Genomic DNA, 14,452 nt, shown 5'->3' with positions numbered 1-14,452 from the left:
CATGTGGTGCCCCATGTGCAATGTTATCAACTTCAAACAATACGGTTCTGCCGAGGCATTGAACCAGGTTTTTGGTGACCGGTGGATCTACATCGGGCGCGCCAACCGCACAGCCAATCTGCCACAGTCTCCACTGGCAAATCCGTTTAGGGTTCGCGACTTTGGTGGTCGAGGGCGGACACTGCCCCATTATCGCCGCTGGTTGTGGGCGCGTATTCAGGCCGGCGACGAAGCTGTGTTGGCTGCGCTGCGGGCTATTGACCCGTCATCGGTGCTTGTGTGCTGGTGTAAGCCCGGCCCCTGCCACGGCGACGTGGTGAAATCGGCTGCTGCGTGGGTGCAGCGCCAATCCGTTTAATTTGCCAATCAACAAATCGCCTAGCAACGGCCGTACTCGACACAGGGTACGGCCGTTTTGCGTTGAGGATCACGATGATTTTCCCAATCATAAAAGGAGTGTTTGATGTCCCGATATTGGTTTCAGAAACAAACGGCAAACGGCGAAATGACCGTTTCATATGGATATGACCACGCCCTGGGCTACTTCTATCAGGAAGAAGGCGCGGATGGCGCGCTGCTCACGGACCTGGATTCTCTCTTCGACGGGCTGACGGGGGTGCAGCTGGCAGAACGATTATGTGGCGGTGAAGACGCCCTGATCGCCTGCATGGCAGCGGCGACGTACCCGGCCGGCGTCAATCCGCAGCATGTCAGTGCCATGATGTTGGACTTGCCGTTTTAGCATTGTTCATCCCCAAATCTTTCTGGCCCGCAAGGGCCGTTTCACATTTTCCCCCAATCAACAAAGGAGTGTTTGTTTCAATGTTTACCCAACGTGTGTTTAACCTGGTTTCTCGTCTCATCTTCAGCCGCTGGGCGCGTGGTTACGAAGAACATCATGGCGCCTGTGAGGACGCTTACGCAGCTTTCTTCGGGCCGATACATCTGGAAATCAACCAGTGCTTCGTCCTGGACCATGATGATGCCTTTATCAGCATCCGCATTCCCACGCCCTGGGGCAAGCTGCACCTGGGCTATGTGCTCTGTCTGGGGGCGGATGAGATTCGCCGGCCCGGCTTTTACAGCCACTGGCAGAAGCGGCTGCCCAAAGTGGTTTACGGCCAGGCTTGCCCACCGGCCGATGACGAATATTTTCCCTTCTAATGCTTTTGGGGGAGTGGCGCATCCGTGTCCGCCTCCCTTTTCTGATCCATTCAACCCCAATTCAAACAGGAGAAAGATGATGACCGTTTTACGTTTTGATGACAACCGTGGTGGTTTAGCTTATCCGTTTCTGCCTAACGACTTGCAGTGGCAGATTGTCTCCCGTCCCTTCGACGAGCTCAGGACAGGCTCCTTTGGTGACGAAGAAGCACTGAACCAAATTTTCCAGGCCGATCCCCCCACCCCTTCGACAGGCTCAGGGCCGGCTCTGCGCTGGGTGAAGGACGATAAGGTGCTGGATTTGCATGTGCCCGGTACAGATACCGAGGCTTTCCTGGCCCGCTCCGGCTTGCAGCTCTCGCTGCACAAGGGTGGCTATGTGCTGTCCAAACGGCTCTCCCGCGTGATGCGGCCGTTTCGCTACTGGCGCTTCTTTGATGAGGCTGAGGTCACCATTGACTACAACGACCTGCTCGACGAGAAGTTGTGGGACGGCAGCGGTCAGGTCAGCCGTGGCTTCATCCAGCGCCTGGCCGACAGTCTGTATCCTTCGACAGGCTCAGGACAAGCTCTCGATGATCGCCACCGCCGCGAACTGCTGCACACGGACCGGTTTGAGGTGACGACGCTGCACGCTGGCGGACAGGACAAGGGGCACGTCCTGGTGGTGGATGACCTGGCCGTCGATTTCATGTTCCCGGCTAATAGCGCCAAGCAGGAGTTGGCCTTGGTGGACGGCCGTATTTTCATCGGTCTGCATCCCACGCACAGCGAAGACCAGATGTGCCTGGATATCCAGAGCCTCATTAACCTGCACCCGTTCTTTCAGCCAGAACATTTGCTGGCCTGGGCAGGGATGGAAAGCGCACTGTTTCTGGAGGGGATTGGCAACGGCCGTTTAGCCGGTATTCTCAAGCGTCTCTACGATGCCGACTCTGTCAGCGACCTGGATTCTCTGTCCGACTGGCATGTGGGTGAGTATATCGCCAGCGGCGGCAGCCTGATGTGGTTTGCCGGGATGGTGAAAGCGGTGGCCAGGCAGCACCTCAAGCGGCTGGGCAGCCGCGCCAGCAAACTGCGCTGTCCCGCGCCGGGCGGCCGTTACTACATCTTCCCGGCGGCGGTGGGCAATCGGCAGGTGTCGGAAGGTCGCATCGAACTGGACCCCGCCTGCGCCACGGCCTGGGTCAACGACCAAGATTGGCTGACTTTCATCGTCGATGTGCTGGGCGGCTGTGACGGGGATGATGCGGTCTGGGTGATGCCTTTCAGCGATGTGTCCGACAGCGGCGGCCGCAAGATGCTCATCTGGCGCAGCCCCAACCAGCTGGGCGAGTACGTACTGTTGCAACCAACAGACGCCAGTCACATGATTGCATGGGATGTACCCGGCGGTCGCCAGCTCTCCTACCCCAAAATGCAAAGCCGCCTGCTACCGAACCGCATTGATAGTGTCACCTATCAGTACGGCGAATTAACGGAAGCAAGCGACTGCAATAGAACAAATGTATCATACTCCGTCGAGGCGATGGCGTCAACCATTCAGCGAGCGGCGGCTAACCAGGGTGTGTTGGGGGCGCACTGCAATGCGCTCATGATGTGCAAGGCCATTTACGGCCGCCTGCCGGACCAGTTGCCGGCGACGTTGGAAGCGGTCATCGACGGCTCGGTGAAGACCGGGTTGAACCTGGCGCCCGTCAAACAGTGGAACCAGATGGCCATCACGCGTATGGTGAAACATGGGCAGGCGAATGCCAGCCGCGCCATGCCGGTCGTGCTGCTGGACCGGCTGCCGGAATGGCTGCGGCCGCAGGCGAACGAAGCGGAAAGTGGTCGCCAGATTGCCCACTGGCTCGATACGTTGGCCAGTGCGCTGGAGATGCACAAGGCACAGTATTGGGCTGACGTGGAAGCGCTGGCAGTTGAAGCGTGCCCGCCTCTGCCCCTCTTTGACCACGGCCGTGACTGGTTGCATGTGGGCAAGGAGCTGCGCCGGGCCTACAGCCAGGTGATGCGCCAGGCACTCGGCGCAAGCGGTGACGTAGAAGATGTGGATGCTTCGGCCAGCGAAGGCACATCGCCCCTCAGTACAAGCTTCGATGCTGCCCGCGCCGCCAGCGACCGATTCCTGCAGCAGTGGCCGGAGGCGAAACGGCCGTTTGTGCTGTTGGGGGCGGCGGCGTACCTGTATGCGCAGGGGCCGCAGCACGGCGCGCCGGTGCGCGATGCGCTTGTCTGGCAGTTGGGCGTACAGCGTGAGGAAGGCGGCCGGGAATGGGGTAGCGGGCGCTACCCTGGCATTGCCCACCAGATGCTGGATGCGCTGCGCCACATTGGTTTGTTGGGCGAACCGGTGTGGACGGCTGCCGGCGCTGTTCTGTATTACGACGAGGCGCCTGCTGTGCGGTCTGCCGGGGTGCCGGTCAGGCTGAATGGCGTTTGGCTAAATTGGCTGAACTCACGAAACGGCCGTCAATACACCCGCATGAGCGACGTGCCGCCCGCCGAGCGTGACCAGGCCAAGGCCCGCATCGCCGACTTCGTGCAGGAGCGCTTCCGCGGCTTGCTGCTGACCACCGAGGTGACCGACGGCAACCGCGTGATCACGCGCACCGCGCACGGCAACCTGTTCGGCTACGTGCAGCGCGACCACGAGCTGGCTGCCATCCGCTACGACCAGTGGCGTATCGCCTGGGCGCACGTGGTAGACGGCAACGTCCACGCTATCCTCGAACCGGCCGCAGCGTAGCGGCGTCGTGTCGCGACGTTGTTTCATATTCATCAAGACGGTTATCGGCCTGCCAGGGCTGGTAACCGTCTTTTTCTTTTTCCGGTGGGGCAAAGGGAATGCGCTCGACAAAGGGGCTGGTAGGGCTGGCGCTGGGCGCTATCGCGCCGGATGAAGTGAAGTTTTTTATCAACCCTATCACTTTTGAAGGAGACAAACCATGTATCAGAAACTCGTAATTGTTGGCAATTTGGGTCAGGACCCGGAAATGCGCTACATGCCCGACGGGCAAGCCGTGACCAACTTTTCGCTGGCGTGCAACCGCCGCTGGAACGACCGCGCCACCGGCGAGCAGCAGGAAGAAGTGACCTGGTATCGCGTGTCGGTCTGGGGTCGCCAGGCTGAGGCCGCGAACCAGTACCTGAGCAAAGGCCGCCAGGTGTTGATTGAAGGGCGGCTGCGCCCGGACCCGGCTACCGGCGGGCCGCGCCTGTGGACGCGCAACGATGGCTCTATCGGCGCCTCGTTTGAAGTGGTGGCCGACCGGGTGCAGTTCCTGGGCGGTAACGGCAATGGCGCTAATGGGGCCAATGGCCACACCAACGGTGCGGCGGAACCAGCTTATGAGGACGATTCTATCCCGTTCTAGAACGGCATCATTCATGACAGCAAGAGCAGTTGCCCTATTGGGTGACTGCTCTTTTTTCTTTTTGGAGGCTTTGTCTATGTTGGAAGCGATTGTCATCATTTGTGGCTTACTCATTGTCGGCATCCTGTTTTACCCGCGCCGGAGTCCCTATGTACGGCGTGTTACCCGCTCATATAACGGGCAGCATTACGGCAAAGGACGGGAACTGTATTAGCAAATGAAGGGGGCTTTCCGTGTGCGGGAGGCCTCCTTTCCATGATAACTGTGGGTGAAATGTAAGCCTCTTGGAGGGCCAGCACGGGCTTTCTGGCAAAGCTTCCGGCGAATCTGAAATGCTCTGATTGGCGCAAGGTGATACCCACCCACCCGCCCCTATTGAAGTCCAGGGACTTCAATCTGATGGCTTTGCCATCAGGCACCGTGCCCACCCCCCACCCTACTTTGCGGGGTGTTTTTGCACTACAGAAATTTTACGTCTGGGAAAGCGTACATTTGGGGTTTTGATCACTGTCACATCTGGTTAAGAACATAAGGCGGTAAAATTTGGCTGGACGTAAAAATGGTAGTTGAGAACGGTTATACACTCACTTCCTTCCTAAATTTACAAAACAAAAAACCCTCACCTTGGTAGCGATCAAGCTCGCTATACACCTGCATACCATGCCCCCCACCACCCTGTAAAACGATTATCTCTTTCGGCCATGCAGATGCCGCATTATAATCGTTATAGACTTTTCTGATTTCCGATAGTTTTATACAAGCCAAGGTATATAAATATGCAGATTTGGTCACAAACGGGCGTTTCTTTCGTGGATTTTGCAGACGGTTATTCGTACCTATCATTCATGCCTATAAATTTTGGATTCAAAACGAATGAGGTCAAACCTGAAGATGTTTCGGTGGTACTTCATGAATTTACGCATCAATTAGCTTTGAAAGGCCCCTTTGGGTGGTTGTGTGCTTATTTTCAAGCCCTAAGACCAATAGCTCTTGTCTTTTCGGAACTACAGGCAAATATCGAATTTCCTGAACTATTCTCTCGTGCACAAGGAGATAAAAATTGGAGTCGATTGATCAGTTTGGAGACTTTCTATGAATTCTATGGCGATTGTATTGCTAACTATTTTGACCTAATTGATAGTTATCGTTGGCTACTTGAGGGGATCGCGCTTTTTGTTCAATTCGATTTTGCATTATCTACCAAGTTTGATGCTGCTTCAGAAGTATTCCATTTTGCCGCAGAACTCGTGAAAACAGAACAATTTAGAGGAGATGGGGTACTGACTCTTCAAGACATCTCTGCTTTTATTACTGAGGCAAGAGACTCAAAATACCAAAGCGGATTGTTACAGATTTTTCTAGAGAACACGAGGACTGAGACATCTCCATATTTTATGGGTTATCTTATGGTTAAGCAGATCCAACGCATTCTAGCTGCTAAGGATTCTCGGCTCAATGATCCCGAGTTGTTTTTTATCTTTATACAGGGATATTTTTTTCGAGATCGAAAAGTGATCGAACTGTGCAAAGTCAGATCCAGGCACGATTATCAACAAAAAGTGTCCGATTTTATTCAGCAAAGGATTATTGATTTGGTGAGCGTAGACACCCACAGATGTGCTCTTTTAGTCGATTGCATCTGTAATTTTTCCAATGCCCCGATTCATCCTGATCTTTTAGATTTTGCACACCTACTTCGGAAAGGAGAGTTTGCCCGTTGGGTAGAGGTGGATTCTGTGAAAAAACTCGATTTCGAGCTCTCTTTTTATGCAGATCAACTTATGCAACAGCAAGTTTTTAGCGGTTATGAAAACGACACATACTTCAAAGAGCATATCAGTAGTGCTTTAGAAACAGCGCGATTTTTATTCCACACCTTAAGAAACATCATGTTGATCTTTAAGATGAAGCATATCCATCGTGCAATATTAGGTTATCAAACCCAGCCTAATGGACTAGTGCTGGTTACATCTATGGGGGTCCACGGTACTCCGATGTCTTTGATGGATTCTATTCCAATTAATGAATTTGCCCCCATTCTTCAGGAAGCCGTGAGTGGACAATTTGAAATTGCACAAGATGATGGACCACGAATGCCCAGACCTTTGTTTGAGGCATTTAGGGAAGCTAAATGGGAACGATTTTTTGATACGCTTTGGGGCTACTATAAGCAGGGGAAACTACTCATTGTCCAAGATTACGACGTTTACCTTTTGATGGGAAGAGAACGTTGTCGTGTGTGGGTTCGAGGGGATTTTTTGCGAGTTGAGCCTTATCATTGGATGCCTGATGCTGAACCTGGAAGTATTACTTCTGAAGAAGACTTGGAAATGATAAAGTCTATTGGTCGGCTATTTCATCACGGGGAATATCTGCAGCATATTCAAGTCGCGCAAATAATGGGTGTCCCAAGCGTAACGCAGGATCACAAGTTTAGCCGCGAAGTCTTGTTGAAAATGTGGAAAATCATTTATCCAAATTGTGCTGCTTCAAGGAAAGATATGGATGCTTTTTCTGCGCAGAAAACTAAAATAGTTGCAGTATCAAAGATAGAGCGGCAATTTCTAAGGACGTTATGCTCCACATCAAGTGTACAAGCCGATACATCAAATAAAGTTATAAAAACAATCAACCGCCGATGGCGGCACTTTACAGGTCGCGATGTGATCAAGGTCGAAAAGAAAGAGTCTCGATTAGAGGCTAAACTTGATTTATAAGGAAGAAACAATGACAAGTGAATTACAAGAAAACTTACTTTCTGTTATGCAACAAGCTGGTCAACTAAATACTGTAAACTTGATGCAGAATTATCTGGTTGAATTACCAGTTGTGAATGAAACTCAAGATGCCGAGACAATCCAACAGATAAAGATTGCCCTTGATCAAGAGGGTGATATTACGGTTGCAACTAGTATTAAAATACCCAATCTGAAGTTCAAATTAGGTGAATTCCTTTTGGAGGCAGTGAGTAGCAGTGTGGCTCTGGCTTCTTCAACAAAAAGCCCTATTAAGCTGGCCTTGGTAGCAATCCGGTTTTTGCAAAAAATATTGCAGTTGTCGTCTGTGGATATCGACGAGTTTGATGCAAAGGTGCTTGTAGCATTGTATAAACTTGAAAAGGAAGATGGTATCTTGACCGTAGATCAACTTGTTGAGGTGATGGAAAGAGAACGACCTGATGCACGGATTGCTAAGTCGCTGGAAAACCTGGAGCGCCTTTCCTGTATCACCCTCACTATGGGGGAAATAATCCTCAATGAAGTTATAGTGATACGTAGTTCATAACAATATTTGCCCGGCTAGTCGCCGCAGACAATTAAAGGCTGGTTTGCGTTGCTAGATATGATAATTTGCTAACTGTACGTCCGCCCTGTAAAAAACAACATTAAACAAAGAACAAGAGACGTACAGTTAGCATAGGGACGTACAGTTAGTAACGCAACATACATTGACAAACCGGCCAGCTGTGCGTAGAATGGCCCCGTAATCGCATGGATGCACTCACTGGAGTGCATTCATTGACAACGGCAAAAACACACCCCCAACATTTTTCAATAACCCCAACGCAACCGGCGTGGTCTGGCGCTGGTCAATATGTCTGCCCTCGTGGGCGGCTGTTGGCCGTGTATAGTCTGCGCCGGTTTTTGCGTTTGGGTGTCCCCCTTTTTCGTTTCCCTAATCAAGCAGGCCAACCGATCCCGGTGGCCGCAATCCATATCAAGGAGATGATCTATGGCTGAGCTATTTACCCCAGCGGATGATGCCCGCACGCGCCGGCCGGACAAGACGTACTCCAAGCACATCATGCTGACCGAATTCGGCCGCGAGAAGATTGAAGCGTGGGCCAAAGCCAACGGCCTCAACTTCAGCGCTGCCATCGAAACCCTGGCCCTGATGGGCCTGGATGATGAACGCAGTGCCTACGCCATTCCCGCCCTGCGCGCCACGACGCTGCAGGGCATCCGCCTATCCTTCAACCGCATCGCCCGCCTGCTGTCCGACATCGCCATCGAAGCGGCCGCCTCACGCACCATGTCTGAGGGGATTATGCTGCAGCTCATCCGCGAAATGGCGGCCGAAAACCCCGACGACTTCGTAGCCATGATGAACATTTCCCGCGACGGCCGTAACCAGACCCATACCCGCATTCGCGCCTTCCACGATGACATCACACACAACGTGGAGCAGGACGCGATCCGACGGCTGAAGAAGTCGGTGTCGCGGGTGCAGGCACTGTTCGCCGGCGATGAAGAGGAGGCGATGCATGGCTAAACAACTGCTGGCCATTGTGCGCGGCGAACGCATCGCCAACAAATCGGCCAAAGGCAAGCCCGCTTATGCCCAGATGAAGGGGCTGATGAACTATATTGCTTACGGCCGTTATGAAGACCATTTGAATCAAGAAGCCAAACCGCGCGGTCTCTGGCTGGACCACAACGGCAACCCGGCCGCGCATAAGGAAACCCTGCACTGGGCCAAAGAGAAGGTGCATCGCTACGGCTATGAACACACCTACCAGCTTTTGCTCTCCACCCGCTACGGCGGCCTGACCGCGGCGGATTTCAATCACGTCCTGCGGCAGGGCAGCGAGCTGAGCGACATGCGCGAGTGGCGCATGATGGTCCATGAAGATACCGACAATCAGCACGCCCACGTGATTTTGCTGCGCCGGGAGAAGCTGGCAAACGGCCGTTACAAGGAGTGGCAGCAAAAGATGCAGACGGAACTGGAGCAGCTGCAAGCCCAACGCCACCAGGAACGACAGTTAGAAACAGAAATGACGCCCGCATTGGCTGCGGTGCAGGAAGACGAAGCGGCGCTGGAACCGGCGCAGCATCGAGGATGGGAGATAGACCTATGAATTTAGAAATGGGAGAAATTAAGAACGGCACGTACTTTAAGCAGTGGTGGCAGGAGATGCCCGCCGCCCCGAAGAAACGCTGGCGGCTGTTCCTGCTAGGATTCAGCCTCTTTTGGCTAGCCGGCGCGGCCTACGCACCCACGGCCGTGGCCGGTATCGCCCGGCTGACCGGCCTGGCCCGCCTGTTGATGGCCGTGGGGATGGGCGGTTTCGGCTTCCTCTGGGGCGGGCTGAAAGGGCTGGGGCTGATCCAGGAAACAGCCCAGGAGCCGAACCTGTTCTGGGTCGTCCTGGCCCTGGCCCTCCCCGGCGCTGTCTTTGGCTTCATTTACATTTTGGACCAGGCACCCAACCCGTTATTCAACATGCAGAAGATGCTGGGCAAATTCGCCCGCTCCCAGGGTCGTTTGCAGGAAAAGGAAGTCGCGCAGCAGTTGGCTGTCGAGCGTGGCGTGCCCTATGCCACCATCACCGATGACAAGAAAAAAGAAATCAAAGTCGGTCTGGATTACGCCACTGGTGAGGGCCATGTGCTGGTCTCGGGGCCCACCCGCTCGGGAAAGGGACTTCATTTAACCGATACCCTGCTCACCTGGCCCGGCCCGGCACTGGTCGTGGACCCGAAGGGGGAGCAGATGGCGCGTACGGCCGCCTGGCGCAGCCAGTTTGGTCCCATTTACTGCCTGCCCGGTCACCAGATGAACCTGGCCGCCACCTACCGCCAACTGCTGGATCGGGATGACATTGCCGAACTGCATACCCACCTGATGCGGCCGTGGGAGAGCCGGGAAACGATCTTTGCCGAAAAAGCGATGTCCCTCTTCACCGCCGCCGGCTTGTACGCCCAGGCGAAAGAACTGGACCCCATCCGCGTGCTGCTGGACCTGGCCGAGAGCGACGCCATCGAGGCGCTGGCCGGGCTGGAGACTGTTCCCGCCGCCAAGCGCCACGTGCGCGTTTTCACCAACGGCGCCAAGCCGGAAGCGTACCGGGACGACCGGTTTGTGACCTCTGCCTTTGGCAACTTCACTACCCGGCTGGCCACCTACCAGAAACATATTGATACCATCGCCCCGCCGGAAGCGGGCAGCCATCTGGTCATTGATCCCAACTGGGCGCGGCAGAACGGCACCATCTACATCACCTACTCCCTGCAAGATTTGAAAGGCGTCGGCGGCGTGGTCGCCGCCATGATCGCCGCCATGCTGCGCCATCAAATGCGACAGAGCACGAAGGAGCGCCTGCTGGTGGCTATTGACGAGCTGCCGGCCGTGGGCCTGAAGAACATCGCCGACTACCTGGCCACCTGCGGTGGCTATGGCATCACGCTCCTGCTGTACGTGCAGTCCATCGCCCAGCTAAAGGAACTGTACGGGCTGGATGGCACCAGCGCCATTCTTTCCAACTGCGCCCACCAGGTCTGGTATCCGCCTACCGAGTACGAAACGGCCGAAACGATGTCCCGGTTGTACGGGATGACGTTACGCGCCAACCCGGTGCATTCTTCGTCACGCGGTTCGCGCCAGCACAAAGACAAAGAGGGCCGGGCCAATTTGCAGACCAACAGCAACCAGGGCGCGTCCTGGTCCTGGCAGGAGCGGCCGGAGCTGCTGCCCAGCCAGGTCATGGCCCTGCCCAAAGAGCAGGTGATGGTCTCCACCCTCGCTGGCGCGCAGCGGCTGGTCTTTTTGGGGCAGCGGCTGAACCCGATTCCGCTCTTTGACAAGCTGCCGCCAGCCTCTCTTTTGCGCCTGCCCCGGCCGCGGTACGGGGAGCGCGTGTATACCCGTTGGTTGGAGACGCCTGAACCACCGGCGGCGGCAGCAGCGTCGCCGATCAGCGTACAGCCCCCTACCCCGGTGGAAATGCCGGCACCAGATGATCAGGACGACGCGGCGGAAACACGGGCGTCTGCCAAAGACGGCAGCCCTGACGCTGACGCGAATACCGGCAGCACCGCCAAGGACGCGATTTGATGACCCGTACCTCGCATCGCTGGCAAAGCAAACCGGGCAATTTCGACGCCCTGCACGCCGGATACCGCTTCCGGGCAGATAATGCGTATGGCATTCCCGCGTTAAGCCACACACCTGTGCATCAGGTGCCCGGCTGGCTGGTCCCCTACCGGCAGCGCATCCGAGCCAATGAACCCCTGGATGACGGCTGCGTGCATTTCTTTTTGCACGATTATCGCTTCGAGACGGTATGGAACCGGCCTTACAAGGCATTGGCAGCGTTGGCCCCTTACCGCATGCTGCTGACACCGGACTTCTCCCTTTACCGCGACTGGCCGCTGACGCTGCAGCTGTGGAACGTCTACCGCAACCGCTGGTGCGGCCGTTTCTGGCAGGAGGAGGGTTTTACCGTTATTCCTACGGTGAGCTGGAGTACGGCCGTTTCCTATGACTTCTGCTTTCTGGGCGTGCCCCGGCGCAGCGTGGTAGCCGTGTCGGCCGTGGGCGTTAATCTGGATGCGCCGCTGGAGTACCGGCTGTTTGTAGATGGGTTTGTGGAAATGGTGCGGCGGCTGGAACCGCTGGTGGTGTTGAGTTACGGCCGTTTGCCCGCAGCCTGTCACGAACTGGCGGAAGTTGTCACCTATCCCACCCGCTGGACCAACATCCGCGCGGCGCGTCGGGATCAGCGTCGCGAAGGAGGTGGGTAGTGGGTGGACGCGGTGCAGCCAGCGGCGGGACGGCCATTTTGCCGGAGACAATCCTGGCCGACCTGCCATACACCATCACCAGTTTCAATGATGCTCGCGGCGGCGCGACGTTCCCCTTCCTGGAGCAGACCCAGCGTGCCTGGCGTATTCTCACCCGGCCGGTGGACGAAACGGCCGCGCCCCATGCCGCGCATACATTTGGGCTGGATGCCCCTACCCTGCGCTGGGTTAATGGCAGCCAGGTCAGCGACCTGTATGTGGACGGGATGACGACAGAGCAGTTTCTGGAGGCGACCGGGTTGCCGTTGGATATGCACAAGGGCGGTTTTGTCCTGTCCAAGCGCATCTCGCGCCTTATGCGCCCCCATTTTGTCAGCGGCTTCTTTGCGCCTGAGGATGTGCGCGTTGCTTACATGGCGCAATCTCCGGCGGAAGCCAAAGTATGGGATGGCGCGGGGCTGATTTCTCGCAAGATGTTGAAGAAGATGATGCTATCTGATGAACTGACCCCGGCCAAACGGGAGCGGTTGGAAACGGAGCTGCGCTATGCACAGCGGGTAGAGTTCACCGTGATGACGCCAAAAGGGCAGGACAAGGGACATGCCATCGTGGCCGATGATTTGCGGGATGAAAACGGCCGTTCCGTCGATTTTCTCCTGCCTGAAGATACTAAGAAAGAGGTACGGCTGGAAAACGGCCGTACCTTTGTCGGCCTCAGCTTCGTTCACGGCCACAACGACATGCGTCTGGACATTCAGAGCCTCATCAATCTCCATCCGTTCTTTCAGGAAGATAAACTGTTGGATTGGCTAAAAGATGAAGGCAACTTGTTTGTCGAAGCTGTAGAAACCGGGCAGGTGGCCGAAGCAATGGGCCGCATCGATCGCCACACTACACTCGACGAGGTGCAGGCGTGGCCGCTGCGGGAATATTTTGCCAGCGGCGGCCACCCGATGTGGTTCCGCAGCCACGTCAAGAGCCTGATGAGCCAACACTTGAAGCGGTTGAACCATTCCACGCTGGCGAAAATGCGGCTGCCTATTCCCGGCGGCCGTCATTACGTCATGCCGGCGGCCGTGGGCCGGCGGGCAGGCATCAAAGAGCTGGACGTGCCCAGAGGCCACATTCACATAGACGACAAGCGCGGCACCGCCTGGGTCAATGACGACGACTGGCTGGCGCTGCCGGATTCTCCCAAGGGGGAGGGCATTGCTGGGATTTTGGGTGGGGCCGACAACGACGACGCCTTATGGCTGCATCCGTTCACTGACCATGATGGGGAGCGTAAGGTGCTGGCCTGGCGCAGCCCTAACCAGGTGGGGGAATATGTGATTCTCAAGCCGACGGCCGATTCCCATACGCTGCCCTGGACGACGAATGTGAATGATGCAAGTGAGCGGGAAACGGCCGTTTACCCGACTGCCGACAGCCGCAAGCTGCCGTCGCGCGTGGATTTTGTCGAAACAGCGTATCTGGGATTGGTAGACCCAGATTCTGCCGGCAATTTGGGCGCAGGCGAGGTTTACAGTGTAGACGTGGTGGAAACGGCCGTTGCCCAGGCGATTGCTAACCAGGGCGCCCTGGGCATGTACTGCAATTCCCTGATGCTCAACAAGGCACTGTACGGCCGTTTGCCAGCCAATCCCCCTGCCCCATTGGAAGATATTATTGACAGTGCCGTGAAAACGGGCGCAGACTTGAGCCAGGTTGTGTCGTGGAACTATGCGAACTCACGCGAGATTCTGGAAAGCAAAATTCCCATTCCGGCGCTGCTGCATCAGCGGCTGAGCGTGGATTGGTCCGACAAGGAAAATCGCCCTCCCCCACCCCGTACCAGCAATCTGGCTGGAGAAGAAGGGCATTGGTTGGACAGACTGGAAGCCGGGGTGAAGAGCCACATCCAGGCGATGCAGGCTGAGCGCGATGAACTCGTTAGCCAGGCGCGGCCGCCGCAGGCCGTGCTGGATGCGGCGCTGGCCGATCCGGAGGCCGTGCAGCTGGGCGCGGGCTTGAACAAAGCGTACGCGGCTGCTTTACGCATGGGCAAGCATGCCCTGAGCAAGGCCGAAGGAGGCCACCATACTGGCGTGTTAGAACGAGCCAAAGCCGCAGCAGAGGATTATCTGGCGCCCTTTCCGCCTGAGCGGCGCTGGGCAATTTTATTGGGTGCGTTGGCTAGTGTGTATGGGAAGGAGGATGGTGGGATGGATACGGCCGTTTGGTTGGCGGATAGTAAACGTGAGTTAGAAGAAGTTCAACCTAGTCTTGCTCGGCAGACGATACAAACATTACGAAAAATAAAGTTGTTGGACGATATAGTAGTTACAAAAGAGGGATTAGTCATCTTTCCTGCTGAAATGAGAAACAAACCATAGGTTAACTCTA

The 14,452-nt window shown here is 55.8% G+C and carries 13 protein-coding genes; all 13 read left to right on the top strand.

The window, feature by feature from the left end; translation table 11 throughout:
- Position 1 precedes the first annotated feature (1 nt).
- The 13 genes from ACOQPU_RS00260 to ACOQPU_RS00200 all read left to right on the top strand — a co-directional run bounded on the left by ACOQPU_RS00260 (position 2) and on the right by ACOQPU_RS00200 (position 14,442).
- Positions 2–358: a DUF4326 domain-containing protein gene (locus tag ACOQPU_RS00260; protein ID WP_420640478.1), complete on the top strand. Its 357-nt coding sequence runs from the start codon at positions 2–4 to the stop codon at positions 356–358.
- 105 nt (positions 359–463) lie between these two features.
- The gene (locus ACOQPU_RS00255) at positions 464–742 is read left to right on the top strand and encodes a hypothetical protein (RefSeq protein WP_420640477.1); all 279 of its coding nucleotides are present in this window, start codon (positions 464–466) and stop codon (positions 740–742) included.
- 80 nt (positions 743–822) lie between these two features.
- Positions 823–1,164: a hypothetical protein gene (locus tag ACOQPU_RS00250; RefSeq protein WP_420640476.1), complete on the top strand. Its 342-nt coding sequence runs from the start codon at positions 823–825 to the stop codon at positions 1,162–1,164.
- A 76-nt stretch (positions 1,165–1,240) separates the two neighbouring features.
- Complete coding sequence (locus tag ACOQPU_RS00245) at positions 1,241–3,913, top strand: hypothetical protein (protein WP_420640475.1); 2,673 nt, start codon at positions 1,241–1,243, stop codon at positions 3,911–3,913.
- 199 nt (positions 3,914–4,112) lie between these two features.
- Complete coding sequence (locus ACOQPU_RS00240; RefSeq protein WP_420640474.1) at positions 4,113–4,541, top strand: single-stranded DNA-binding protein; 429 nt, start codon at positions 4,113–4,115, stop codon at positions 4,539–4,541.
- A 13-nt stretch (positions 4,542–4,554) separates the two neighbouring features.
- Positions 4,555–4,755, top strand: a complete 201-nt coding sequence (locus ACOQPU_RS00235; RefSeq protein WP_420640473.1) for a hypothetical protein — start codon at positions 4,555–4,557, stop codon at positions 4,753–4,755.
- Between the two features lie 562 nt (positions 4,756–5,317).
- Entirely contained in the window at positions 5,318–7,258 is a 1,941-nt protein-coding gene (locus ACOQPU_RS00230; protein WP_420640472.1) for a hypothetical protein, read from the top strand.
- Positions 7,259–7,268: 10 nt separating this feature from the next.
- Positions 7,269–7,826, top strand: coding sequence for a hypothetical protein (locus ACOQPU_RS00225; protein WP_420640471.1), 558 nt, complete (start codon positions 7,269–7,271; stop codon positions 7,824–7,826).
- Positions 7,827–8,273: 447 nt separating this feature from the next.
- Positions 8,274–8,813 carry a hypothetical protein gene (locus ACOQPU_RS00220; RefSeq protein WP_420640470.1) on the top strand — a complete coding sequence of 180 codons (540 nt, stop codon included), beginning with the start codon at positions 8,274–8,276 and terminating at the stop codon, positions 8,811–8,813.
- Positions 8,806–9,402 (top strand): hypothetical protein, encoded by a 597-nt coding sequence (locus ACOQPU_RS00215; protein ID WP_420640469.1) that lies wholly within the window; start codon positions 8,806–8,808, stop codon positions 9,400–9,402. The genes ACOQPU_RS00220 and ACOQPU_RS00215 overlap by 8 nt, the downstream gene beginning before the upstream one ends.
- Positions 9,399–11,378: a type IV secretory system conjugative DNA transfer family protein gene (locus tag ACOQPU_RS00210; protein WP_420640468.1), complete on the top strand. Its 1,980-nt coding sequence runs from the start codon at positions 9,399–9,401 to the stop codon at positions 11,376–11,378. Before ACOQPU_RS00215 ends, ACOQPU_RS00210 begins: the two co-directional genes overlap by 4 nt.
- Complete coding sequence (locus tag ACOQPU_RS00205) at positions 11,378–12,067, top strand: DUF4417 domain-containing protein (RefSeq protein WP_420640467.1); 690 nt, start codon at positions 11,378–11,380, stop codon at positions 12,065–12,067. Before ACOQPU_RS00210 ends, ACOQPU_RS00205 begins: the two co-directional genes overlap by 1 nt.
- Positions 12,067–14,442 carry a hypothetical protein gene (locus tag ACOQPU_RS00200; protein WP_420640466.1) on the top strand — a complete coding sequence of 792 codons (2,376 nt, stop codon included), beginning with the start codon at positions 12,067–12,069 and terminating at the stop codon, positions 14,440–14,442. The genes ACOQPU_RS00205 and ACOQPU_RS00200 overlap by 1 nt, the downstream gene beginning before the upstream one ends.
- The last annotated feature ends 10 nt before the right edge of the window (positions 14,443–14,452 follow it).

This window comes from Candidatus Leptofilum sp., assembly GCF_965223285.1.
Taxonomy (GTDB): Bacteria; Chloroflexota; Anaerolineae; order Promineifilales; family Promineifilaceae; genus Leptofilum.
This window is presented reverse-complemented; position numbering and strand designations above follow the sequence as displayed.